This window comes from Bradyrhizobium sp., from assembly GCF_047605465.1.
In the GTDB taxonomy this organism is placed as follows: domain Bacteria; phylum Pseudomonadota; class Alphaproteobacteria; order Rhizobiales; family Xanthobacteraceae; genus Bradyrhizobium.
Genome location: NZ_JASGFS010000004.1, coordinates 202,544 through 226,555, shown reverse-complemented (window position 1 = coordinate 226,555; position 24,012 = coordinate 202,544). Strand labels below are relative to the sequence as shown.

Annotated in this window: 18 protein-coding genes; 11 read left to right on the top strand and 7 right to left on the bottom strand. The window is 64.4% G+C overall.

Features of this window, described 5'->3' with window-relative positions:
- Positions 1–36: 36 nt before the first annotated feature.
- The 5 genes from QM712_RS06480 (at position 37) to QM712_RS06460 (ending at position 7,693) form a co-directional block, all read left to right on the top strand.
- The gene (locus tag QM712_RS06480; RefSeq protein ID WP_415022238.1) at positions 37–3,132 is read left to right on the top strand and encodes a MexW/MexI family multidrug efflux RND transporter permease subunit; all 3,096 of its coding nucleotides are present in this window, start codon (positions 37–39) and stop codon (positions 3,130–3,132) included.
- A 124-nt stretch (positions 3,133–3,256) separates the two neighbouring features.
- The gene (locus QM712_RS06475; protein WP_415022237.1) at positions 3,257–5,305 is read left to right on the top strand and encodes a sensor histidine kinase; all 2,049 of its coding nucleotides are present in this window, start codon (positions 3,257–3,259) and stop codon (positions 5,303–5,305) included.
- Positions 5,302–5,691 carry a response regulator gene (locus QM712_RS06470; protein WP_415022236.1) on the top strand — a complete coding sequence of 130 codons (390 nt, stop codon included), beginning with the start codon at positions 5,302–5,304 and terminating at the stop codon, positions 5,689–5,691. Before QM712_RS06475 ends, QM712_RS06470 begins: the two co-directional genes overlap by 4 nt.
- Positions 5,688–6,938: an adenylate/guanylate cyclase domain-containing protein gene (locus QM712_RS06465; RefSeq protein ID WP_415022235.1), complete on the top strand. Its 1,251-nt coding sequence runs from the start codon at positions 5,688–5,690 to the stop codon at positions 6,936–6,938. The genes QM712_RS06470 and QM712_RS06465 overlap by 4 nt, the downstream gene beginning before the upstream one ends.
- An 8-nt stretch (positions 6,939–6,946) precedes the next feature.
- Positions 6,947–7,693: a hypothetical protein gene (locus tag QM712_RS06460; RefSeq protein ID WP_415022234.1), complete on the top strand. Its 747-nt coding sequence runs from the start codon at positions 6,947–6,949 to the stop codon at positions 7,691–7,693.
- Between the two features lie 55 nt (positions 7,694–7,748).
- On the opposite strand, the gene QM712_RS06455 is transcribed toward QM712_RS06460, so the two are convergent.
- From QM712_RS06455 to QM712_RS06430, 6 genes are all read right to left on the bottom strand, one after another.
- Complete coding sequence (locus tag QM712_RS06455; RefSeq protein WP_415022233.1) at positions 7,749–9,554, bottom strand: gamma-glutamyltransferase family protein; 1,806 nt, start codon at positions 9,552–9,554, stop codon at positions 7,749–7,751.
- An 87-nt stretch (positions 9,555–9,641) separates the two neighbouring features.
- Positions 9,642–10,631, bottom strand: a complete 990-nt coding sequence (locus QM712_RS06450; RefSeq protein WP_415022232.1) for an ABC transporter ATP-binding protein — start codon at positions 10,629–10,631, stop codon at positions 9,642–9,644.
- Positions 10,628–11,614, bottom strand: coding sequence for an ABC transporter ATP-binding protein (locus tag QM712_RS06445; RefSeq protein WP_415022231.1), 987 nt, complete (start codon positions 11,612–11,614; stop codon positions 10,628–10,630). Before QM712_RS06445 ends, QM712_RS06450 begins: the two co-directional genes overlap by 4 nt.
- A gap of 13 nt (positions 11,615–11,627) precedes the next feature.
- Complete coding sequence (locus tag QM712_RS06440; protein ID WP_415022230.1) at positions 11,628–12,587, bottom strand: ABC transporter permease; 960 nt, start codon at positions 12,585–12,587, stop codon at positions 11,628–11,630.
- Positions 12,588–12,589: 2 nt separating this feature from the next.
- Positions 12,590–13,570 (bottom strand): ABC transporter permease, encoded by a 981-nt coding sequence (locus tag QM712_RS06435; RefSeq protein ID WP_415022229.1) that lies wholly within the window; start codon positions 13,568–13,570, stop codon positions 12,590–12,592.
- Between the two features lie 101 nt (positions 13,571–13,671).
- A complete protein-coding gene (locus QM712_RS06430) occupies positions 13,672–15,273 on the bottom strand; it encodes an ABC transporter substrate-binding protein (protein WP_415022228.1) in 1,602 nt (533 codons plus the stop codon).
- A gap of 361 nt (positions 15,274–15,634) precedes the next feature.
- On the opposite strand from QM712_RS06430, the gene QM712_RS06425 reads away from it, so the two are divergent.
- The 6 genes from QM712_RS06425 (at position 15,635) to QM712_RS06400 (ending at position 23,461) form a co-directional block, all read left to right on the top strand.
- Complete coding sequence (locus QM712_RS06425) at positions 15,635–15,892, top strand: DUF6489 family protein (protein WP_415022227.1); 258 nt, start codon at positions 15,635–15,637, stop codon at positions 15,890–15,892.
- The gene (locus QM712_RS06420; RefSeq protein ID WP_415022226.1) at positions 15,892–16,692 is read left to right on the top strand and encodes an alpha/beta hydrolase; all 801 of its coding nucleotides are present in this window, start codon (positions 15,892–15,894) and stop codon (positions 16,690–16,692) included. Before QM712_RS06425 ends, QM712_RS06420 begins: the two co-directional genes overlap by 1 nt.
- 48 nt (positions 16,693–16,740) lie before the next feature.
- A complete protein-coding gene (locus QM712_RS06415; protein WP_415022225.1) occupies positions 16,741–18,291 on the top strand; it encodes a wax ester/triacylglycerol synthase family O-acyltransferase in 1,551 nt (516 codons plus the stop codon).
- 22 nt (positions 18,292–18,313) lie between these two features.
- Positions 18,314–19,309, top strand: coding sequence for an alpha/beta fold hydrolase (locus QM712_RS06410; RefSeq protein WP_415022224.1), 996 nt, complete (start codon positions 18,314–18,316; stop codon positions 19,307–19,309).
- A 138-nt stretch (positions 19,310–19,447) separates the two neighbouring features.
- Positions 19,448–22,684 (top strand): bifunctional cytochrome P450/NADPH--P450 reductase, encoded by a 3,237-nt coding sequence (locus QM712_RS06405; protein WP_415022223.1) that lies wholly within the window; start codon positions 19,448–19,450, stop codon positions 22,682–22,684.
- A gap of 102 nt (positions 22,685–22,786) precedes the next feature.
- Positions 22,787–23,461, top strand: coding sequence for a spermidine synthase (locus QM712_RS06400; protein ID WP_415022222.1), 675 nt, complete (start codon positions 22,787–22,789; stop codon positions 23,459–23,461).
- A gap of 26 nt (positions 23,462–23,487) precedes the next feature.
- Here the strand turns inward: QM712_RS06400 and QM712_RS06395 are convergent, their stop codons facing one another.
- On the bottom strand, positions 23,488–23,952 hold the full coding sequence (locus tag QM712_RS06395) for a nuclear transport factor 2 family protein (RefSeq protein ID WP_415022221.1): 465 nt from the start codon (positions 23,950–23,952) through the stop codon (positions 23,488–23,490).
- Between the last annotated feature and the right edge of the window lie 60 nt (positions 23,953–24,012).

The window sequence follows — 24,012 nt, the reverse complement described above, 5'->3', positions numbered from 1 at the left end:
ACGCTTCTTGAGACACAGAAATCGAGATTTGCCGCGATGGCCTTTACCGATATTTTCATCAAGCGCCCGGTCCTGTCGGTCGTCGTCAGTCTGCTGATCCTGCTGATCGGCCTGCGTGCGGCGATGGTGCTGCCGATCCGGCAATATCCGAAGCTTTCGAACACCGTCGTCAACATCACGACCGTCTATCCCGGTGCGTCGGCCGAGCTGATCCAGGGCTTCATCACGACGCCGATCGAGCAAGCGGTGGCTTCCGCCGAAGGCGTCGACTACATCACCTCGTCGTCCGTACTCGGCACGTCGACGATCCAGGTCTACATCAAGTTGAACTTCGACCCGAACCAGGCGCTGACCGAAGTCTTGGCCAAGACCAATTCGGTCAAATACCTGATCCCGAAGGAATCCAACGACCCGATCGTCACCAAGACCACGGGCCAGACCACGGCCGTGATGTATCTCGGATTCTCCTCCGACGAATTGTCGGCCTCGGCGATCTCGGATTATCTGACGCGCGTGGTGCAGCCGGTGCTGTCGACCGTCGACGGCGTCGCCTCGGCCGACATTCTCGGCGGCCAGACCTTCGCGATGCGGCTGTGGCTCGATCCCGTGAAGATGGCCGGCCGCAATGTCTCCGCGACCGATGTCGCCTCCGCCATCGCGGCCAACAACTTCCAGTCCGCGGCCGGTCAGACCAAGGGCTACCTGATCGTTTCGAACATCTCGACGAATACCGACCTCGCCAATGTCGAGCAGTTCAAGAAGATGATCGTCAAGGCCAAGGATGGCGGCTTCGTCCGGATGGAGGACATTGCCACCGTCGAGCTTGCCGCGCAAAGTACCGACGCGAGCGTCGCCTTCAACGGCGAGCACGCGATCTTCATCGGCGTGAACGCGACGCCGCAGGGCAACCCGCTGACGCTGGTCAAGGGCGTGCGCGCGCTGTTCCCCGAACTCGAGCGTAACCTGCCGCCATCGATGAAGATGAAGGTCGCCTACGACTCGACCAAGTTCATTCAGTCGTCCATCGACGAGGTCGAAAAGACCCTGGGCGAGGCCGTGATCATCGTGATCGTGGTCATCTTCCTGTTCCTGGCCTCGCTGCGTTCGGTCATCATTCCCGTCGTCACCATTCCGCTGTCGATGATCGGCGTCTGTACCCTGATGCTGATGCTGGGCTTCAGCTTCAATCTCCTGACGCTGCTCGCGATGGTGCTCGCGATCGGCCTCGTGGTCGACGACGCCATCGTCGTGGTGGAGAACATCCATCGCCATCTGGAAGAGGGGAAGACACCGGTGCAAGCCGCGCTGCAAGGCGCGCGCGAAATCGTCGGTCCGGTCGTGTCGATGACGATCACGCTCGCCGCCGTGTATGCTCCGATCGGCTTCCTGGGCGGACTGACCGGCTCCCTGTTCCGCGAATTCGCCTTCACGCTCGCCGGCTCGGTGATCGTGTCCGGTGTGATCGCGCTGACGCTGTCGCCGATGATGTGCTCGGTGCTCCTCAAGAACACGGAAGAGGGCCGCTTCGCCAAGATGGTCAACTCGGTGTTCGGCGCATTGACCCGCTGGTACGGCCGCAGGCTCGACCGCTCGCTCGACTACAAGGCGATCACCGGCTTGTTCGCGGTGACGATCCTCGGGCTCGTCGGCTTCCTCTACATGCACACGTCCAAGGAGCTGGCGCCGGAGGAGGACCAGGGCATCGTGTTCGCGGTGACCAAGGCGCCGAAATACGCCAACATCGATTATGTCGATTTCTATGGCGACAAGCTGGACAAGGAGTTCCAGAAGTTCCCCGAGACCGATCTGCGCTTCGTGCTGAACGGCATCAACGGCCCGCAGGGCGGCATCGCCGGCATGCTGCTGAAGCCGTGGGACGAGCGCAAGCGTTCCTCGATCCAGCTCAAGCCGCTGGTGCAGGCTGAGCTTTCCAAGATCGAGGGCGTGCAGGCGTTTGCCTTCAACCTGCCGCCGCTGCCGGGCGGCCCTGGCGGTCTGCCGGTCCAGATGGTGATCAACTCCACCGCCGGATTCCAGACCGTCTATGAGCAGATGGAGAAGCTTAAGGAGGCGGCGCGCGCGAGCGGCATGTTCATCGTGTCCGACAGCGACCTCGCCTACAACCAGCCGAACGTGAAGGTGACGATCGATCGCACCAAGGCCCAGGATCTCGGCGTCAACATGCAGAGTCTCGGCAGCACGCTCGCCGTGCTGCTCGGCGGCAACTACATCAACCGCTTCAATCTCGAGGGTCGCTCGTACCAGGTGATCCCGCAGGTGCCGCGCAGCGAGAGGCTGTCGCCGGAATCGCTCGGTGGCTACTATGTCAGCACCAACACCGGCCAGCAGCTTCCGCTGTCGACCGTCGTCTCGATCAAGACCACCACCGATCCGAACTCTCTGACCCACTACAATCAGCTCAATTCGGCGACCTTCTCGGCCGTGCCGATGCCGGGCGTGACCATCGGTCAGGCGGTGGACTTCCTCGAAGGCGAGGCCAAGAAGCTGCCGCAGGGCTTCAGCCATGATTACCTCGCGGATTCGCGTCAGTACGTGCAGGAAGGCAACCAGCTCGCGATCACCTTCGGCTTCGCGCTCATCATCATCTTCCTGGTGCTGGCGGCGCAGTTCGAGAGCCTGCGCGACCCGCTGGTGATCATGATCTCGGTGCCGATGGCGATCGTCGGCGCGCTGATCCCGCTGTTCTTCGGCGTGGCGACGATGAACATCTACACCCAGGTCGGTCTGCTCACCCTGGTCGGCCTGATCACCAAGCACGGCATCCTGATGGTGGAGTTCGCCAACGAACTCCAGATCAACGAACGGCTCGACCGCCGCTCGGCCATCGAGATGTCCGCACGCATCCGCCTGCGGCCGATCCTGATGACGACGGCCGCGATGGTCACCGGCCTGATTCCGCTCCTCACGGCGACCGGTGCCGGCGCGGCGAGCCGCTTCTCGATCGGTCTGGTGGTCGTCGCCGGCATGTCGATCGGCACGCTGTTCACGCTGTTCGTGCTGCCTGCGGTCTATGTGGTGCTGGCGACCGACCACCGTGCCGCGGCCGATTCCGAGCGGAATAAGCAGATGGCCGATGTCGATCTCGGCTCCAACGCGCTGCGGCCGACCTGAGCCTGCAGACATTCAAACCAAAGGGCGGCAACGGACATCCGTTGCCGCCCTTTTTCGTGGGTCCTCGCGCCCGCGACGCGGCAGCCATTGAACCCGGGGCGAGCCCTTTGCTAGGTTCGGCGGGATGAGCATGTCCCTCCATCCTGATGCGCCGAAAGCCAGGACGCTGCCCCGGGCGGCGCCGGATGACGTCGCGTCGGGGGCTGCGGCTCAGCCCCGGATCAAGACCAGGCTGTTCACCAAATATGTGGCCCTGTTCGTGGGCGTCGTCGCGGTGGCGCTGCTCGCCAACGGCCTGTTCGAGGTCTACTTCTATTACCGTGAGCACAAGGCATCGCTGATCCGGGTGCAGCATGAGCAGGCCGAAGCGGCGGCCGCCAAGATCAGTCAGTTCGTCAAGGAGATCGAGAGCCAGATCGGCTGGACCACGCAACTGCCGTGGTCGGCGGGCTCGATCGAGCAGCGCCGCTTCGATGCGCTGCGGCTCCTGCGCCAGGTGCCTGCGATCACCGAGCTCGCCCAGGTGGATTCGACCGGCAAGGAGCGGCTGCGCGTCTCGCGGCTCGCCATGGATTCGATCGACAGCGGGGTCGACCTGTCGAGCGATCCGAAATTCACCGAGGCCGTCGCCCACAAGGTCTATTACGGGCCGGTCTATTTCCGTCAGGAGTCCGAGCCCTACATGACGCTGGCGCTGGCCGGCGCGCGCAAGGATGCGGGCGTCAGCATCGCCGAGGTGAACCTGAAGCTGATCTGGGACGTGGTTTCGCAGATCAAGGTCGGTGCACACGGCCATGCCTATGTGGTCGGCCCGGAGGGACGTCTGATCGCGCATCCCGACATCAGCCTCGTGCTGCGCAACACCGACATGTCGGGGCTCGCGCAGGTGCGCGCCGCACGGGCCGGCGGCGGCATCATGCCCGATGCCCTGCAGGAAGCGCTCAACATCGAGGGGCAGAAGGTCTTGACCGCCTCGGCGCCGATCGAGCCGCTGCACTGGACCGTTTTCGTCGAGCTGCCGGTCGAGGAGGCCTATGCCGGGCTGCACGCTTCGCTGCAGCGGCTCGCGATCGTGCTGCTCGCGGCCTCGATCTTTGCGGTGCTTGCCGGGATATTTCTTGCGCGCCGCATGGTCGGGCCGATCCAGGCGCTCCGGACCGGAGCTGAGCGGATCGGCGGCGGCGATTTCTCCCAGCGCATTTCGATCCGGACGGGCGACGAACTCGAAGGGCTCGCCGACCAGTTCAACGACATGGGGGCGCGGCTGCAGGAATCCTATGCCGACCTGGAGAACAAGGTCGAGCGCCGGACGGCTGAGCTCAGGCAATCCCTGAACGATCTGCGCGCGGCCCAGGATCGCCTGATCCAGACCGAGAAGCTTGCTTCGCTCGGCCAGCTCACGGCGGGGATCGCCCACGAGATCAAGAACCCGCTCAATTTCGTCAACAATTTCTCGTCGATGTCGACGGAGCTGATCGACGAACTCAACGAGGTCCTGCAATCGGCGCCCCTAGATACCAAGACGAGAGGCGAAGTCGACGAGCTGACCGGCATGCTCAAGGGCAATCTCGACAAGGTCGTGCAGCACGGCAAGCGGGCCGATTCCATCGTCAAGAACATGCTCCTGCATTCGCGCGAGGGGGCGGGCGAGCATCGCGTCGTCGATATCAACGCGATCGTCGAGGAGAGCCTCGATCTGGCGTATCACGGCGCACGCGCCGAACGGCCCGGCTTCAACGTGACGCTCAAGAGCGAGTTCGATCCCGCCGCGGGTCGTCTCGACGTCTATCCGCAGGAGATCACGCGCGTCTTTCTCAATCTGATCTCGAACGGATTCTATGCCGCGAACAAGCGCAAGGAGAGCGCCGGTGACGGTTTCGAACCGACGTTGAGCGCCACGACCAGGAATCTCGGCAACATGGTCGAGATCCGGATACGCGACAACGGCACCGGCATCCCGCCCGAGGTCAGGGAGAAGATGTTCAACCCCTTCTTCACCACGAAGCCGGCCGGCGAGGGCACGGGGCTCGGCCTTTCCATGAGCCATGATATCGTCGTCAAGCAACATGGCGGCACGCTCGACCTGAATACGGAGCCCGGTCAGTTCACCGAATTCGTCATTACCCTGCCGCGCGCCATGGCGGCAGGTGGTACGCCCGGAGGCAGGACTTGAACGTTTACATCCTGGTCGTCGATGACGAACCCGATATCGAGGTGTTGTTCCGTCAGCAGTTCCGGCGTGACCTGCGCGCCGGACGTTTCCAGATGGAATTCGCGCTGTCCGCCCCCGAGGCGCTCCGGCGCGCGGCCGAGCTGCGCGAGCCCTCGTTGATCCTCATCCTGTCCGACATCAACATGCCCGGCATGAGCGGGCTCGACATGCTGCCGCAGGTGCGCGCTGAATATCCCCACGTTGCCGTCATCATGATCACCGCCTATGGCGATGCCGAGACCCACAGGAAGGCGATTGAACGCGGCGCCGTCGGGCTATTGACCAAGCCGATCGATTTCACGCTGCTGCGGCAGGAGATCGACACCAGGCTCGGGCAAGCCGCATGACCTCGACCATTCTCTTCGTCGATGACGAGCCGGATCTCGAAGCGTTGATCCTCCAGAAGTTTCGCAAGCAGATCCGCGACGGCCGGGTCGCCATGATCTTCGCGCGCGACGGCCTCGAGGCTCTGCAATCGCTCGAGCGGAATCCGCATGTCGATATGGTGGTCGCCGACATCAACATGCCGCGGATGGACGGGCTGTCGTTGCTGCAGAAGCTGCAGGAAGCGGAGGACAAGAAGTCGACCATCATCCTGTCGGCCTATGGCGACATGAGCAATATCCGCACCGCGATGAACCGCGGCGCATTCGACTTCCTGACCAAGCCGATCGATTTCGTCGATCTGGAAGCCACGATCGACAAGACGATCCGCCATGTCGAGATGTTGCGCGAGGCCCGCCGTCGCCAGGCGGAGGCCGAGCGTGCCCATGCCTCGCTGTCGCGCTACTTCTCGCCGGCGATCGCCAAGCGGCTGGCAGCGGATGCCGAGGGCGACGGCATGGAGGTGCAGTGGCGGAACGTCGCGACCATCTTCACCGATATCGCAGGCTTCACGACTCTGGTCGAGAGTGCGGCGCCGGAAACGCTCGGTGCGCTTCTCAACGAATATGTCGGCGGCATGACGGAGATCGTGTTCGCGCATGAGGGCACCGTTGCCAAGATCATCGGCGATGCGATCCAGGTGCTCTTCAATGCGCCCGGCGACCAGCCGGATTATGCGACGCGCGCCGTCGCATGCGCGAACGATCTCGATGCCTGGGCCGAGGATTTTCGCGCACGCTGGAAGGCGAAGGGCTTGAATTTCGGGATCACCCGCATCGGCGCACATGCCGGACCTGCGCTGGTCGGCAATTTCGGCGGCAATCGCTTCTTCGACTACACCGCGTATGGCGACACGATCAACATCGCGGCGCGACTGGAGGCCGCCAACAAGCATCTGGGCACACGCGTTTGCGTCAGCGCCGGCGTCGCCGAGGCGGCAGCGCGCTTCCAGGGACGCCCCGTGGGTGATCTGCTGCTGCGTGGGCGCAGTGAACCCCTGCGCGCGTTCGAACCGCTGCCGCAGGAGAAGTTCGACGCGCCCGAGACCGCGCAATATTCCCAGGCCTTTGCCAAGCTCCAGGCCGGTGACGCGACCGCCATGCCGGCCTTCGCCGCGCTCGTCGGCGTGCATGCCGATGATCCTCTGGCGGGCTTTCACCTGAAGCGGCTCCTCAACGGCGCCAGCGGCGTCGTCCTGCAACTGGAATAGGAGTGACCATGACGCGCGAATTCCCGGCTGGTAATTATCGTTTCATTCCGTCCGTCTTCCAATATTCGGCCGGCGCAGCGGCCGCCGATGGTTATGAGATCGAACGCGTCAGGTTTGACCGGATCGTGCCGCTCGCCGAGGGATTTGCGATCGCGGCAAAGTTCATTCAGGAAGCCGGGCGCCCGCTGACCGCTTTCTGCGCCTGCGAGTTGCGCTCTCTCGCGGCCTTCAGTGAAGACGGCTTTCGCGCGTTCAACCTGCACTACGTCAAGACGCTGTCCGAATGGGGCATCTTCGACGGAACGAGCAACCCGGTGGCACGCAGCAATGTCTGTCCCGAGTTCGACCCACCGTCCGAGCCCTCCTTCTATGCGTTCTCCTTCACCCGCCCGGCGAATTCCAGAACGCCGACCTTCGTGATCGCGGGCGGCGCCGAGGCGCGCGAGGGCAGTGGCACCTATGTCGAACGCACGGTGCGCTACCGTGATCTCAGCGCGGAAGGCCTTCGCGAGAAGGTCAGGTTCACGACCACGTCGCAGATGGAAAACAGGATGGCGGCCTTCGGCTTCGGCTGGAAGGACACGACGGGCGTGCAGGCCTATTCCGTCCACGACTTCCACCACGCGCTTGCCGACGAGTTGGTTCGTCGCGGCGCATTGCGCTCGGGCCTGACCTGGCATTTTGCCCGGCCGCCGGTGGTCGATCTCGAATATGAGATGGATTGCCGGCGCGTGATGCGTGAGATCGTGATCTGAGCCGCGACTTCAAGAACGAACGTTGGATCCCGTCCGATCCGCGGCCCGGGTGGCGTCACCGTCCTGCGGCGTAGCCCTGCATGCCGCGCGGGTTGGCCGCGGCGCGGCGGCGTGGACCGACGCGCGAGGCGGCGGTGAGGCGGCCTTCGGACCAGTCGGGACCGATCTCGACGATGTGGCCGCGCTCGCGAAGGTTCTCGATCGTGGCCTGCGGCACACGGTTCTCCACCACGAGCACGCCGGGGCGGGCGGTGCGCGGCCAGAACGAGATCGGAAAATGCTCGGAGTGCCAGGCCGGCGCATCGATCGCCTCCTGGAGGTTGAGATTGCAGTGGACATGCCGCAGGAAGAACTGGGTGATCCACTGATCCTGCTGGTCGCCGCCCGGCGAGCCCCAGGCCAGATACGGCTCGCCGTCGCGCAGCGCCATGGTCGGTGACAGCGTCGTGCGCGGCCGCTTGCCCGGCGCGAGCGCGGCGGGGTGACCTTCCTCCAGCCAGAACATCTGCGCGCGGCTGCCGAGGCAGAAGCCGAGCTCGGGAATGACGGGTGAGGACTGCAGCCAGCCGCCCGACGGCGTCGAGGAGATCATGTTGCCGGCCTTGTCGATGATGTCGAAATGCACGGTGTCGCCGCGCACTTCGCCGAAGCGTCCCACCGTCGGCTCGCCGGCGCCGAGCGCGCCGACCGCCTCGCGTTGCCCTTCGGCGCGGCGCAACTTGACCTCGCCGCCGAAGCCCCCGATCTGGCCTGGCCGGAAATCGAGCGAAGCCGCATCGGTGATGAGCTTGCGGCGCTCGTCGTTGTAGGCATCCGACAGCAGCGTCGCGATCGGGATTTCGTTGAACTTGGGATCACCGTAGAACTTCTCGCGGTCGGCGAACGCGAGCTTCGCACATTCGATCTGGAGGTGGATGAATTCCGGTCCGGTCGGGTCGAGCCCGTCGAGCGCAAAGCCCTTCAGCAACGCGAGTTGCTGCAATGTCACCGGGCCCTGGCTCCACACGCCGGCCTTGCAGACGGTATAGCGGCCGTAGTCGTAGGTGAGCGGCGCCTCGATGGTCGGTTGCCAGCGCGCCATGTCGTCGGCCGAGAGCACGCCGCGATGCGGGGAGCCGCTGACGTCCATCACCTCCTGGGTGCGGCAGAATTGGTCGATCGCTTCCGCGACGAAACCTTGCGACCACGCCTTTCGCGCGCGCTCGATCTCGGCGTCGCGGCCGCCGCCGCCGCTCTCGGCCTCGCTGAGAATGCGGGCGTAGGTCGCGGCCAGCGCCTTGTTGGTGAAGATCGTACCGGTCTTCGGCACCTCCCCGTTCGGCAGATAGATCGCGGCCGACGTCGGCCAGTACTTGCGGAAGAGCTGCTCGACGGTCTGGATCGTGGCGTGGGCGCGCTCGACGAGCGGGTGGCCGTCGCGGGCATAGGAGATCGCCGGCTCCAGCACGTCGCGGAGCCGCAGCGTGCCGTAGTCGCGCAGCAGCAGCATCCAGGATTCGAAAGTGCCGGGAACGCAGGCTGCGAGGAGGCCGGTGCCGGGCACCATCTCGAGGCCTTCGCTGCGGTAGTGGGCGATGGTAGCGCGGGCCGGTGCCGGACCCTGGCCGCAGATCACTTCCGTGCGGCCTCGTTTCACGTCATGGATGATGATGGGGACGTCACCTCCGGGGCCGTTCAGGTGCGGTTCGACCACCTGCAGCGTGAAGGCGCTCGCGACGCCGGCATCGAAGGCATTGCCGCCCCGCTCCAGCGTACCCATGCCGACGGCGGTCGCGATCCAATGGGTGGTGGTGACGACGCCGAACGTGCCCTCGATCTCGGGCCTCGTCGTGAACGGATCGGGATTGACGTTGCTGGCCATGGGATTTGCGACCTCATTCGTGGGGCGCGCAATTGATCACAGACGACGCCATGCTGCCAGATGCACCGGCTGCATGGCACGGGCGCGTCACGCCGGCACCGGCGCAGCGTTCACGGCATGGCAGGCGATCCCGTCGATCAGTTCCGGGACCTCCATGCGGCAGCGATCGAACGCAAGCGGGCAGCGTGGATTGAAGGCGCAGCCGGCGGGCGGGTTGATCGGATTGGGTATCTCGCCCTTCACCGGAACGCGCTGGCGACCGCTCATGGCAAGATCGGGCACCGCGCCCAGCAGCATCTTGGTGTAGGGCATGCGCGGCCGCGCAAACAGTTCGCGCCCCTCCGCAATCTCGACGATGCGGCCGAGATACATGACGCCGACGCGGCTGGCCATGTGACGGACCACGGCGAGGTTGTGGCTGATGAACATGTAGGTCAGCCCGAACTTGTCCTGGAGGTCGCGCATCAGGTTCAGGATCTGAGCCTGCACGGAGACGTCGAGCGCCGAGGTCGGCTCGTCGCAGACGATGAATTCGGCGTCGGAGGCCAGCGCCCGCGCGATCGCGATCCGTTGCCGCTGACCGCCGGAGAATTCGTGCGGAAACTTGATCCGGTCGTCGGGATGCAGCCCGACGAGAGTGAGAAGCTCGCCGACGCGCGCCTGGATGTCCCTTTCGCCCTGGATCAGGTCGAAAGCGCGGATCGGCTCGGCGATGATGGCGTCGACCCGGAAGCGCGGGTTCAGGCTCGCATAGGGATCCTGGAAGATCATCTGGATGCGGCGGCGCAGCTTCCTGCGTGCCTGTGCCTGGCGCGGATCCGTCATCGAGACGCCGTCGATCAGGACGTTGCCGGAACTCGGCGGCAGCAGGCCCACGACCATCCGCGCCACTGTGGTCTTGCCCGAGCCGGATTCGCCGACAAGCGCAAAAGTCTCGCCCTTACTGATATCGAAGGTGACGCCGTCGACGGCCTTGAGATATTCGAGGTGGCCGCCTTCGAGCACGCGGTTCAGCCAGGGTTTTGAGACGTCGAAGACGCGGCGCAGATTGTTCGCCTGGACGAAGGGGGCGCTCATGCCGCGCTCTCCGCCGGCATGCCGTCATAGAGATGGCAGGCGACCGACTGCGCGCCGCGCGGCAGCGGCTCCGGCCGATCGACGCGGCAGCGATCGAAGGCGAACGCGCAACGCGGGTTGAACGAACAGCCGCGCGGGATCGCCGACAGGCGCGGCATGGAGCCGGGAATCTGCACGAGGCGCTTGTCGTCGCCGGCAAGTGTCGGGATCGCGCCCATCAGGCCCTTCGCATAGGGATGCAGCGGATTCCTCACGATGTCCTGCACCGGCCCGATCTCGGCGACGCGGCCGGCATACATCACCGCGACGCGGTCGGAGGTTTCCGCGATCACGCCCATGTCGTGGGTCACGAGCATCACGGCGGTGCCGTGGTCGCGCCCGAGGCGCTTGATCAGTGCGATGATCTGCGCCTGCACGGAGACGTCGAGCGCCGTGGTCGGCTCGTCCGCGATGATCAGTTCGGGCTCCGCGCAGATCGCGAGTGCGATGACGACGCGCTGGCGCATGCCGCCGGAAAACTCATGCGGGTAACCGTCGATGCGCTTCTCGGGCGCGGGGATGCCGACTTCCGCCAGCAACTCGATGGCGCGGCGGCGCGCCGCCTGTTCGGATAGATCGAGGTGGGTCCGGATCGTCTCCACGATCTGGTCGCCGATCCGGTACAGCGGGTTGAGCGAGGTGAGGGGGTCCTGGAAGATCATGCCGATCCGCTTTCCGCGGATGCGCCGCATCTCCTCCGGCGGCAGATTGTCGATGCGCGCGCCGGACAGAAGGATCTCGCCGCCGGCGATGCGGCCGGGCGGATCGATCAGGCCGATCACCGAGAGACCGGTGACGGATTTACCGGCGCCGGATTCTCCGACCACGCCCAGCACTTCACCCTTGGCGATGTCGAAGGAGACGCCGTCGATCGCGCGCAACGTGCCGCGGCGTGAGGCGAACTCGACCTGCAGGTTGCGCACGGAAAGGACGGGGTCAGTCATGAGCGGGAGTTGTTCATCGGAGTTTCGGATTGAGCGCGTCGCGCAGCCAGTCGCCGAGCAGGTTGATGGACAGGATCAGGACTGCGAGCGCGATGCCGGGGAAGGCGACGATCCACCATTCGCCCGCGAACAGATAGTTGTTGCCGATGCGGATCAGGGTGCCGAGCGAGGGCATGGTCTCGGGCATGCCCGAGCCGAGAAAGGACAGCGTCGCCTCGGTGATGATGGCGAGCGCGAGATTGATGGTGGCGATGACCAGGATCGGCCCCATCGTGTTCGGCAGGACGTGGCGCAGCATGATCACCGGCGCCGGAAGGCCGATCAACTGCGCGGCGGCGACGTAATCCTTGTTCTTCTCCACCATGACCGAGCCGCGCACGGTGCGGGCATATTGTACCCAGAAACTGAGGCCGATCGCGAAGACCAGGACCGCCAGCATACTCATCTCGTCGAGCCTGTTGCCGAACACCGATTTCGCGATGCCGTTGATCAGGAGCGCGATCAGGATTGCCGGAAAGGAGAGCTGCACGTCGGCGATACGCATGATCAGCCCGTCGATCGCGCCGCCGAAATAGCCGGCCGTCAGCCCGAGCAGGATGCCGAGCGCGCCGGAGAACACCACGCCGAGCACGCCGACGACGAGGGAGATGCGCATGCCGTAGAGGATCGCGGAAAAGACGTCGCGGCCCTGTTCGTCGGTGCCGAGCAGGAACGGGCTCTGGCCGTCGGCGGTCCACAGCGGCGAGATGCGCGAATTCATCAACTGGAGCTGGGCTGGATCGAACGGATTCTGCACGGAGAGCAGGGAGGCAAAGATCGCGAGCAGGAAGAACAGCACTGTCACGGCCGCAGCGATCATCGTGATCCTGGAACGGCGGAAAGAATAGAACAGGTCGCTGTCGAGCGCGCGCCTGAACCAGCCCGGCGGGGAAGCGCCGCGCTCTTCGCCATGCGGGACAACGGCATCGCTCATCTCTAGTGCGCCCGGCTGACCGTCGAGCGCAGGCGCGGATCGACGATGGTGTAGAGGATATCAACCACGAGATTGATGGTGACGAAGATCAGGGACACCATCATGAGATAGGCGGCCATGATCGGGATATCGACGTTCTGTACGGCCTGCACGAACAGGAGCCCCATGCCCGGCCACTGAAACACGGTCTCCGTGATGATGGCGAATGCAATGACCGAGCCAAATTGCAGGCCGGCGACCGTGATGACGGGAACCAGGGTGTTCCGCAGCGCATGCCCGAAATGAATCGCGCGGGTGGTCAACCCGCGGGCACGGGCGAAACGGATATAGTCGGTTCGCATGACTTCCAGCATCTCGGCACGGACCAGCCGCATGATCAGCGTCATCTGGAACAGCCCGAGCGTGATCGAGGGCATGATCAGCGCCTTCAATCCCGAAACCGTCAGCAGGCCCGTCGTCCACCATCCGATATGGACGACGTCGCCGCGCCCGAACGACGGCAGCCAGCCGAGCGTCACCGAGAACAGGTAGATCAGGAGAATGCCGATCAGGAAAGTCGGCAGCGAAATCCCGATCAGCGAGATCGCCTGGAATGCGTCCGCGAGCCAGGTGTCGCGGCGCAACGCCGAATAGACGCCCATCAGGATGCCGCACACCATCGCGAAAATGGTCGCGCAGATTGCGAGTTCGAGCGTCGCGGGCATTCGCTCCATCAGGAGATTGGTGACGGGCAGGCGGAACTGGTAGGAGACCCCGAACTTGAATTGCGCGGCGTTGCCGACATAGCGGCCGAACTGCACGATCACCGGATCGTCGAGGCCGAGCGACTTGCGGATCGCGGCACGTTCGGCACCCGAGGTGTCCAGCGAGACCATCTGGTTCACGGGATCGCCGGCGAAACGGAACATCGAGAACGCGATGATTCCGACGGCGATCATGACACCGATGGCCTGGATTGCCCGGCGAAGCGTGAAAGCGAGCATCTCTTCCTTTCACATCTCTTCAGAGGCGTGCGTCATCGCGTAGCTCGAAACGACACGTCCCGGAAGCGGCGGGCTTCCGGGACGTCGGGACTTGCCGGCACTTACTCGTCCTGTTTGGTCGCCCAGTAGAACAGCACCTGGTTGTCTGCGCGCTGGGTCAGTTTCACCTTCTTGGAGACGCCCCAGGCGAGCGCCTGCTGATGCAGCGGGACATAGGCCCAGTCCTTGATCGAGATCTCGAAGGCCTGCTTGATCATCTGATCGCGCTTGGCAATGTCGCTCTCGACCAGGATCTTGTCCGTGAGCTCGTCGAGCTGCTTGTTGCAATAGCCGCCGAGATTGGCCTCACCCCGGTTCGGATCCTTCGGATCGTCGCGGCAGCCCATGATGTCGTGCAGCACGTTCTGCGAGTCCATCGTGGCCGGCGTCCAGCCCAGCATGTAGAATGAGGTCTTGAAGCCGCCGGGCTTGAGCACCTTGGCGAAGTATTGTGCCTTCGGCTGCGCCAGCAGGTTCACCTTGATACCGACGCGGGCGAGCATGCCGACCACGGCCTGGCAGATCGCCGCGTCGTTGACGTAGCGATCGTTCGGGCAGTCCATCGTCACCTCGAAGCCATCGGCATAGCCGGCTTCCGAGAGCAGCTTCTTGGCGCCGTCGGGATCGAATTTCGGCCGGGTGAACTCCTTCGACAGCGGGTAGAGTTCGGGCGCGATCATCAGGGCGGATGGCGTGGACAGGCCGCGCATGACGCGGTTCTTGATCAGCTCGATGTCGATCGCCTTGTAGACGGCTTCGCGGACGCGGACGTCCTTGAACGGATTCTTGCCCTTGACGTTCGAGAACAGGAGCTCGTCGCGCGATTGGTCCATGCCGATGAAGATGGTGCGGAGCTCCGGACCTGTCAGAACGGTGGCATTGGCGCTGGCATTGACCCGTTGGATATCCTGGATCGGAACCGGCTCGATCACGTCGACCTCGCCGGACAACAGCGCCGCGACACGGGTCGCGTCGGAGGCGATGGGCGTGAAGACGATTTCCTTGAGGTTATGTTCGGGCTTGCGCCACCAGTTCGGATTCGCCTTGTAGACGGTCTTCACGCCGGGCTGATGGCTGTCGACCATGAACGGGCCGGTGCCATTGGCATGCAGCGAGGCGTAGCTTGGGGTCGTGGCGGCGGCCGGCGTCGGTGCCACCGCATTGTTCGCCTCCGCCCATTTCTTGTCCATGATGTACCAGACATCCCATTGCGAGATCAGAATGGGATTGGGGGAAGCCAGGACGAAATCCACGGTGTAGTCGTCGATCTTGACGACCTTGGTGTCCGCCGGGATGCGCGAAGTCATGTTGGAGCCGGTGGCACGCACGCGGTCTGCCGAGAACACCACGTCGTCGGCGGTGAAGGGATCGCCGTTGTGGAATTTGACGCCCTTGCGCAGATGGAAGCGCCAGCGGGTCGGCTCCGGCGTTTCCCAGCTCTCGGCCAGCGCCGGGACGATCTTCAGGTTCTTGTCGCGCGCGATCAGGCCTTCGTAGACGTGGCCGATATGGGCGTGGGTGGTGGTCTCGTTCAGCGTATAGGGATCGAGCGACTTCAGCTCGCCCTGGTTGGCGTAACGCAGCGTCTGGCTCGACGCGGGGGAAATCGCGAGCGCAACCATGCCGGCGAGCGTCGCCGCAAACAAACTACGACTTACTGACATCCCTGTCCCTCTCCACTGTCCCGCCTGTGATTTTTGATTGTTCGGCCGGGTTGATTGATCCATGTTGCCCAGAGTTCTTGACCCGCGCAAGCGCATTCCAGCAAGGAACGCGCCAACTTGCGCCGCTGTGCAGCAATGCTGTCCGTCACCCCTGGACGCGGGTGCCTGCGAGCGGCATTCGACTTTCGATCGAAAGGGAAAATAGGGGCTTCAGGCCATCGGTGCGGCCGAGCGATTTAATTGACCATATCGGCTGATCGCGAGGCCGGTCACCGCGGGCCTGCCTCAGGTGGCTTGCGTTGCCTGCCGTGTCGCGGCGATACTGTGACACGCCGCTCGAATCCACTTCCGAGGAGGGGACATGAAAGTAAACATCGAAATCGACTGCACCCCCCTGGAAGCCCGCCAGTTCTTCGGATTGCCGGACGTGGCGCCGATGCAGACGGCGGTGATGGACAAGTTGCAGCAGCAGGTACTGAGCAACATCGAGAAGGTCTCGCCGGAATCGTTGATCCAGAGCTGGTTCACCTTCGATCCGAAGATCGCCGAGCGGTTCCAGGACATGTTCGTGGCGATGGCCGGTCTCGGCGGCACCCGCAGCAGCGACAAGAAGAAATAATGCCGGTCGCGCGGGACGAGGCTCAGGCGTCAGGCCGGCTTCGTCCGCCGGGCCTTGGTCTGCTGTTCGCCGAGGCCCGCGGCCTGTTCGAATTCAACGCCAGCCTCCTGCTGTCGCCCGTCCTGATGTGCGCGCCCAGGGGCGACGGCCATCCGGTGCTGGCGCTGCCCGGTTTTCTCGCGAGCGACCTCTCGATGGCGCCGATGCGCCGTTATCTCAACGAGCTCGGTTATCAGGCAAATGCCTGGCGGATGGGCCGCAATCTCGGAGGCCTGGCGCGGATGCGGGAGGCCCTGCGCGGCCGCCTCGCCGAAATCCATGCCGAGACCGGGCGCAAGGTCAGCCTGGTCGGATGGAGCCTCGGCGGTGTCTATGCCCGCGATCTGGCGCTCCAGGCACCCGATCTGGTCCGCTCCGTCATCACGCTCGGCAGCCCCTTTGCGAACGACCTGCGGGCGACCAATGCGACGCGGCTCTACGAAGCCCTGTCCGGCGAGCGTGTCGAGGACATGGCGGAGTTGCGCGAAGCGATCGCTGGCGATCTTCCGGTGCCCGCGAGCTCGATCTATTCGCGCTCCGACGGCGTCGTGAACTGGCGGACCTGTCTGCTGCGTCCCTCCGACCGCGCCGAGAACATCGAGGTGCATCTCGCCAGCCATATCGGGCTCGGGGTGAATCCCGCCGCCCTGTGGGCCGTGGCGGACCGTCTGGCGCAACCCGAGGGAGAGTTCTCGCCATTTGACCGGGCCGGGCCGTTTGCCATTGCATATGCCCCGCCGGAACGGGCAGTATCGGCCTGACGAGAAGCGCTGACCAAAGCGCCAGTCAATGATTGCTGGGAGGGAACCATGGCTGACGGTAAGAAGCTGTCGTCGCTGGATGCGTCGTTTCTCTATCTGGAAACGCCGGAAATGCCGATGCACGTCGGAAGCATGGCGATCTTCCGCCTGCCCGAGGACTACAAGGGCGACTTCTTCGAAGACTTCAAGGCGATGATCGTCTCGCGGCTGCATATCGCGCCGATCCTGAAAGCCCGACTGGAGAAGGCGCCGCTCGACATCGACCATCCCTCCTGGGTCGAGGACGATCAGTTCGACATCGACCGTCATATCTTCCGTGCGAGCCTGCCGCTGCCGCGCGACCGCGCCACGCTCGAACGCATCGTCGGCTGGATGCACGCCAAGCTGCTGAACCGTGCCCGTCCGCTCTGGGAGTTCTACGTGTTCGAGGGCATGAAGGACAACGAGGTCGGCCTCTATTCGAAGATGCACCACGCCGCGATCGATGGCGGCGCCGGCGCGGCGCTGACCAACATGATCTACGACATCACGCCGATCCCGCGTCAGGTCGATCCGCCCGCCGGTGGGGCGAAGCCGGGACAGGAGCCGCGGGACATCGCGGCCAACCTGCTCGACTCCTATCAACAGCTCTTCAGCCAGCCGCTCGATGCCTCGCAGGCCGCGAGGAACCTGCAATTGCCGCGGACGGGCAAGAGCGACATCGGCTCGATCCTGTTCGACAACGCGATGTACCAGATCGAAAGCGCGGTGCGTTTTGCCGGCAATATCCCGACCGTGCTCAAGAGCGTGTCCGACGTGCTGGGCAAGGTCTCCGATCCGAAATCGCGTGAGAGCCTTGCCAGCATGGTGTCGCCGCCGACCATGCTCAACAAGACGATCTCGTCGGAGCGAAGCTTTGCCGGCGTTTCGATTCCGCTGTCGCGTGCAAAAGCCCTCGCCAAGCAGGCCGGCGGCAAGCTCAACGACGTGGTGCTGGCGCTCGCCTCCGGCGTGGTCCGGCGCTATCTCCTGCAACACAGTACCTTGCCGGCGAAATCGTTGACCGCGGCGGTGCCGATCTCGCTGCGCGAGGAGGGCAACACCGAGGCCAACAACCAGGTGTTCGGCATGATCTGCGCGATCGCGACCAATATCGCCGATCCCAAGGCGCGGCTCGAGGCGATCATCGCGCAATCGACGAAATCCAAGGAGATGTCGCATCCGCTGCGGGCCCTGATGCCGCAGGTGTCCAACATCTCGATGCTGGGCGCACCGATCATGGTGCAGATCCTCGCCTTGCTCTACAGCCGCTCGAACCTGTCGGACGTGCTGCCGCCGGCCGCCAATATCACCGTCTCCAACGTGCCGGGACCGCGGCAGACGCTCTACGCCGCCGGCGCCGAGCTCCTGCACATCTTCCCCGTGTCGATCTCGACGCATGGGCAGGCCCTGAACATCACCGTGCAGAGTTATCGCGACCAGCTCGATTTCGGCTTCATCGTCGGCGCCAACATCATTCCGCATGTGCAGGTGATGTGCGACATGCTGCCGGAGGAGTTCGCCGCACTCGAAGCGGCCTACGCGCCGCCTGCGGCCGACATCAAGAGCGCGGCCGAATAGCAAATATTCCAGGAATCCGATGATGATTGAAATGCCGCCGTTGAAGTTCGCGCAGACGAACGGAATCCGCATGGGCTATTACGAGGCAGGGCCGATTACGGACAAACCGCCCGTGGTGCTGTGTCATGGCTGGCCGGAACTCGCCTTCTCCTGGCGTCATCAGATCAAGGCGCTGAGCGAGGCCGGCATCCGGGTGATCGCGCCGGACCAGCGCGGCTATGGTGCGTCCGACCGCCCCGAGCCGGTCGAAGCCTACGACATGGAGCACCTGACCGGCGATCTCGTCGGCCTGCTCGACCATCTGGGAATCGACAAGGCGATCTTCGTCGGCCACGACTGGGGCGGGTTCGTCGTCTGGCAGATGCCGCTGCGACACCCCACGCGCGTCGCCGGGGTTGTCGGCGTCAACACACCGCATTGGGGCCGCGCGCCGATCGACCCGATCGCGCTGTTCCGGCAGCGTTTCGGCGACCAGATGTACATCGTCCAGTTCCAGGATCCCGCGCGCGAGCCGGACAGGATTTTCGGCAGCCGCGTCGAGCAGACGTTCGACGCGTTCATGCGCAAGCCGCTGGCGCGTTCGGATCAAAAGCCGGAGCAGGCGCCGGTCGCAGGCGTGGGCGCTTCGCCGAAGCTCAACCTGGCGTTCCCGCAGATGATCGCGGCATACGATGCCAAGGCCGATCCGCGGACACCGATCCTGTCCGCCGACGAGAAGAAGGTGTTCGTCGACACATTCACGAAGACCGGCTTTACCGGCGGCATCAACTGGTATCGCAACTTCACCCGCAATTGGGAGCGATCACAGGGGCTCGACCATCATGTCAAGGTGCCTTCGTTGATGATCATGGCCGAGAACGACGCGGTGCTGCCGCCCTCGGCGGCCGACGGCATGGAGAAGCTCGTGGCCGACCTCGAGAAATATCTGGTGAAGGACAGCGGCCATTGGACGCAGCAGGAGAAGCCGGAAGAGGTCAGTGCCAAGCTGATCGAATGGCGTAGAAGGCGGTTTGGCTAGTTCGTCGTTGTGAGTTCGCCATTGCGAGCGAAGCGAAGCAATCCAGCAATCCTGGCCGCGACCGCGACCTGGATTGCTTCGTTGCTTCGCTCCCCGCAATGACGCGGTTGCCGACCGAGGCAGGGGGAAGCGCTTTCAATGTCATCCAAGAACCGTCTGGACCCGATTCCGCACCCGCCGACCAAGCCGGTGGTCGGCAACATGTTGTCGCTGGACTCGGCCGCGCCCGTACAGGACCTGACGCGGCTCGCCAAGGAGCTCGGTCCGATCTTCTGGCTCGACATGATGGGGTCGCCGATCGTCGTGGTCTCCGGTCACGATCTCGTCGACGAGCTCTCGGATGAAAAACGGTTCGACAAGACGGTGCGCGGTGCGCTGCGGCGTGTCCGTGCGGTCGGCGGCGACGGCCTGTTCACGGCCGACACGCGCGAGCCGAACTGGAGCAAGGCGCACAATATCCTGCTGCAGCCCTTCGGCAATCGCGCCATGCAGTCCTATCACCCGAGCATGGTCGACATCGCCGAGCAGCTCGTCAAGAAGTGGGAGCGTCTCAACGCCGACGAGGAGATCGATGTCGTTCACGACATGACCGCGCTGACGCTCGATACGATCGGCCTGTGCGGCTTCGACTACCGATTCAACTCGTTCTACCGGCGCGATTACCATCCCTTCGTCGAGTCGCTGGTGCGTTCGCTCGAAACCATCATGATGACCCGGGGCCTGCCGTTCGAGCAGCTCTGGATGCAGAAGCGGCGCAAGACGCTCGCCGACGACGTGGCCTTCATGAACAGGATGGTCGACGAGATCATCGCCGAACGCCGCAAGAGCGCGGAAGCCATCGACGACAAGAAGGATATGCTGGCCGCCATGATGACCGGCGTCGACCGCTCGACCGGCGAGCAACTCGACGACGTCAACATCCGCTACCAGATCAACACGTTCCTGATCGCGGGCCACGAGACCACCAGCGGGCTGCTGTCCTACACGCTCTATGCGCTGCTCAAGCACCCCGATATCCTCAAGAAAGCCTATGACGAGGTCGATCGCGTTTTTGGTCCCGACGTCGATGCGAAGCCGACCTATCAGCAGGTGACGCAGCTTACCTACATCACCCAGATCCTGAAGGAGGCGCTGCGGCTGTGGCCGCCGGCGCCGGCCTATGGCATCTCGCCGCTGCAGGACGAGACCATTGGTGGCGGCAAATACAAGCTGAGGAAGGGCACTTTCACCACGATCCTGGTGACGGCGCTGCACCGCGATCCCTCGGTGTGGGGGCCCAATCCCGATGCGTTCGACCCCGAGAATTTCAGCCGCGAGGCGGAAGCCACGCGGCCGGTCAATGCCTGGAAGCCGTTCGGGAACGGCCAGCGCGCCTGCATCGGTCGTGGCTTTGCGATGCATGAAGCAGCCCTGGCGCTCGGCATGATCCTTCAGCGGTTCAGGCTGATCGATCATCAGCGCTACCAGATGCACCTGAAGGAAACGCTGACGATGAAGCCGGAAGGCTTCAAGATCAAGGTGCGTCCGCGTGCCGATCGCGAGCGTGGCGCTTTTGGCGGTGCCGCCGCGGCGACGCCAACTGCCGGCGTCGTTGCGCCGCGCGTGACGGCGCGACCCGGCCACAACACGCCGCTGCTCGTGCTCTATGGTTCCAATCTCGGGACGGCGGAGGAACTGGCGACGCGTGTCGCGGATCTCGCCGAGGTCAATGGCTTCGCCAGCAAGCTCGCACCGCTGGACGATTATGCCGGCAAGCTGCCGGAGGAGGGCGGCGTACTGATCTTCTGTGCCTCCTATAACGGAGCGCCGCCGGACCATGCCACGCAATTCGTCAAATGGCTGCATGGCGAGGCATCAGGCGACGCGCTGTCAAAGGTGCGCTACGTCGTGTTCGGTTGCGGCAACAGCGACTGGGCCGCCACCTATCAGTCGGTGCCGCGCTTCATCGACGAGCAGCTCGCGGCCCGCGGTGCCCGCAGTCTCCATGCGCGGGGCGAGGGCGATGCACGCAGCGACCTCGATGGTCAGTTCGAGAAATGGTTTTCGGCCGCAGCCCCGGCAGCCATGAAGGAATTGGGGCTGACCTCGAACTTCAGCCGCAGCGCCGACGACGAGCCGCTCTACAACGTCGAGCCGGTCGCGCCCGGCGCGGTCAATGCGATCGCGGCGCTCGGCGGCGCCGTGGCGATGAAACTGCTTGTCAATGACGAGCTCCAGAACAAGGGCGGCCCCAACCCGTCCGAGCGGTCGACCCGCCACATCGAGGTGCAGCTGCCGCAAGGCGTGACGTATCGCGTCGGCGACCATCTCAGCGTCGTGCCGCGTAACGATCCGGCGCTGGTCGAGGCGGTCGCGCGCCGCTTCGGCTTCCTGCCTGCCGATCAGATCAGGCTGCGGGTCGCCGAAGGGCGCCGTGCCCAGCTACCGGTCGGTGACAGCGTCTCGGTGGGGCAGCTTCTCACCGATTTCGTGGAGCTGCAGCAGGTCGCGACGCGAAAGCAGATCCAGATCATGTCGGAGCATACGCGGTGCCCCATGACAAAGCCGAAGCTGCTCGCGTTCGTCGGCGATGATGCGGAGGCGGAGGAGCGCTATCGCGCCGAGATCCTGGCGAAGCGCAAATCGGTCTTCGATCTGCTATCTGAATATCCGGCCTGCGAGCTGCCGTTTCATGCCTATCTCGAAATGCTCTCGCTGCTCGCGCCGCGCTATTATTCGATTTCGTCCTCGCCGTCGGCCGATCCCGCACGTTGCAGCATCACCGTCGGCGTCGTGGGCGGGCAGGCGGCATCGGGCCGCGGCCTCTATAAGGGCATCTGCTCGAACTATCTCAGCGACCGCCGCATCGGCGATACCGTCTACGCGACCGTGCGTGAAACCAAGGCCGGTTTCCGGCTGCCGGACGAACCGTCGGTGCCGATCATCATGATCGGCCCGGGCACCGGCCTCGCGCCGTTCCGCGGTTTTCTCCAGGAGCGCGCGGCGCACAAAGCCAAGGGCGCAAGCCTCGGCCCGGCGATGCTGTTCTTCGGATGCCGGCATCCCGACCAGGACTTCCTCTACGCCGACGAGCTGAAGGCGCTGGCGGCGAACGGGATCACCGAGCTGTTCACCGCATTCTCGCGTGCCGACGGACCGAAAACCTATGTGCAGCATCTTCTGGCCGCGCAGAAGGACAAGGTCTGGCCGCTGATCGAGCAGGGCGCGATCATCTTTGTTTGCGGCGATGGCGGCAGGATGGAACCGGACGTGAAGGCGGCGCTCGTGGCGATCTATCGTGAGCGCTCCGGTGCCGACGTGGCAGCCGGTGCGCGCTGGATCGAGGATCTCGGCGCCAAGAACCGCTACGTGCTGGACGTCTGGGCGGGCGGTTAGCCGCGGACTGGCGAGGCTCGCGTCACCGGGTGGCAGGTGGAGGGGCGGCTACGCTTTTCGGCCAACCCACTCTGCGGGGGGCGATCGTGCTAAACCTCGGGCATGATTCCCTGGGAGAAGATCGACACCGCCGGCATTCCCGGCTCCGACGGCGAACTCCGCCTGATGCGCCGCGGCAAGGAGTTCTCCATCATGCTCGGGACCAACGAGCTGATGAACAGCCGTCTGTCCGGCTCTGAAGCCGCGCTCGCGACACTCGCGGCAAAGCGGATCGAGGAGGTCGGGGCGCCGCATGTGCTCATCGGCGGCCTCGGCATGGGATTCACCTTGCGCGCGGCGCTGGGTGCGTTCGGAGGTAAGGCCCGGATCGTGGTGTCCGAATTGGTGCCCGCCGTGGTCGCATGGGCGCGCGGTCCGATGGCTGGCATCTTCGGCGACAGCCTGGATGATGCCCGCGTCAGTATCCGGGAAACCGACGTTGCCGAGATCATCCGGACGCGTCGATCGGCCTTCGATGCCATTCTCCTCGACGTCGACAATGGGCCGGAAGGTCTGACCCGCAAGGGCAATGATGCGCTCTACAATGCGAGTGGGCTGAAGGCGGCGAAGACGGCGCTGCGGCCGGGCGGCGTGCTCGCCGTCTGGTCGTCGGGACCCAACGCGGCGTTTACCCAGCGGCTTGGCGGTGCGGGTTTCGAGGTCAACGAGGTCAATGTCCGCGCCACCGGAAAAGGCGGTGGCGCGCGTCATGTGATCTGGATCGCGACGAAGCGCTAGGTCGTCTCTGCCCGCGCTTCGATCGGTCAGAACATCGTGTTGCTGTTCGCAGACGTCTCGGGGATGGCCTGAACGGCGTCCCAGTGCTCGACGATCTTGCCGTTCTCGAGCTTGAAGATGTCGATGATGGCGTTGCCTCGGGTGCCGGGTTCGCGCACCGCGTGAACGTGCAGGATGACATAGTCGCCATCCACGAATGAGCGCTTGATCTCGCTGTGCGAGTTCGGAAACTTCTCGCGCAGGAAGCCGATGAATTTCCGGAACCCCTCCGGACCGTCGCCGGCATTCGGATTGTGCTGGACATAACGGTTGCCGACATAGGCGATGGCCGCATCGGCGTCCTTCTGGTTGAGTCCCTTTTCATAGAAGGCCAGCACGGCCTGGCGGTTGGCTTCCTCCTGCGCGTTGCCGGCCATTGCGGCACTGCCGGCGAAGGACAGCATGAGGATGGAAGCGGCGAGCAGTGCGGCCGCGCGGACGATGAGATGCATGTGAGCTCCGAGAGGCGACGGCCCCTGTCTTGCGATTGAGAGGCCTGTATAGCTTTCGTA

What these genes read in the sequence shown, in the direction of transcription:
- QM712_RS06480 (WP_415022238.1), top strand. Translation starts at nt 37, where the DNA reads ATGGCCTTTACCGATATTTTCATCAAGCGCCCGGTCCTGTCGGTCGTC.
- QM712_RS06475 (WP_415022237.1), top strand. Translation starts at nt 3,257, where the DNA reads ATGAGCATGTCCCTCCATCCTGATGCGCCGAAAGCCAGGACGCTGCCC.
- QM712_RS06465 (WP_415022235.1), top strand. Translation starts at nt 5,688, where the DNA reads ATGACCTCGACCATTCTCTTCGTCGATGACGAGCCGGATCTCGAAGCG.
- QM712_RS06460 (WP_415022234.1), top strand. Translation starts at nt 6,947, where the DNA reads ATGACGCGCGAATTCCCGGCTGGTAATTATCGTTTCATTCCGTCCGTC.
- QM712_RS06455 (WP_415022233.1), bottom strand. Translation starts at nt 9,554, where the DNA reads ATGGCCAGCAACGTCAATCCCGATCCGTTCACGACGAGGCCCGAGATC.
- QM712_RS06450 (WP_415022232.1), bottom strand. Translation starts at nt 10,631, where the DNA reads ATGAGCGCCCCCTTCGTCCAGGCGAACAATCTGCGCCGCGTCTTCGAC.
- QM712_RS06445 (WP_415022231.1), bottom strand. Translation starts at nt 11,614, where the DNA reads ATGACTGACCCCGTCCTTTCCGTGCGCAACCTGCAGGTCGAGTTCGCC.
- QM712_RS06440 (WP_415022230.1), bottom strand. Translation starts at nt 12,587, where the DNA reads ATGAGCGATGCCGTTGTCCCGCATGGCGAAGAGCGCGGCGCTTCCCCG.
- QM712_RS06435 (WP_415022229.1), bottom strand. Translation starts at nt 13,570, where the DNA reads ATGCTCGCTTTCACGCTTCGCCGGGCAATCCAGGCCATCGGTGTCATG.
- QM712_RS06430 (WP_415022228.1), bottom strand. Translation starts at nt 15,273, where the DNA reads ATGTCAGTAAGTCGTAGTTTGTTTGCGGCGACGCTCGCCGGCATGGTT.
- QM712_RS06425 (WP_415022227.1), top strand. Translation starts at nt 15,635, where the DNA reads ATGAAAGTAAACATCGAAATCGACTGCACCCCCCTGGAAGCCCGCCAG.
- QM712_RS06420 (WP_415022226.1), top strand. Translation starts at nt 15,892, where the DNA reads ATGCCGGTCGCGCGGGACGAGGCTCAGGCGTCAGGCCGGCTTCGTCCG.
- QM712_RS06415 (WP_415022225.1), top strand. Translation starts at nt 16,741, where the DNA reads ATGGCTGACGGTAAGAAGCTGTCGTCGCTGGATGCGTCGTTTCTCTAT.
- QM712_RS06410 (WP_415022224.1), top strand. Translation starts at nt 18,314, where the DNA reads ATGATTGAAATGCCGCCGTTGAAGTTCGCGCAGACGAACGGAATCCGC.
- QM712_RS06405 (WP_415022223.1), top strand. Translation starts at nt 19,448, where the DNA reads ATGTCATCCAAGAACCGTCTGGACCCGATTCCGCACCCGCCGACCAAG.
- QM712_RS06400 (WP_415022222.1), top strand. Translation starts at nt 22,787, where the DNA reads ATGATTCCCTGGGAGAAGATCGACACCGCCGGCATTCCCGGCTCCGAC.
- QM712_RS06395 (WP_415022221.1), bottom strand. Translation starts at nt 23,952, where the DNA reads ATGCATCTCATCGTCCGCGCGGCCGCACTGCTCGCCGCTTCCATCCTC.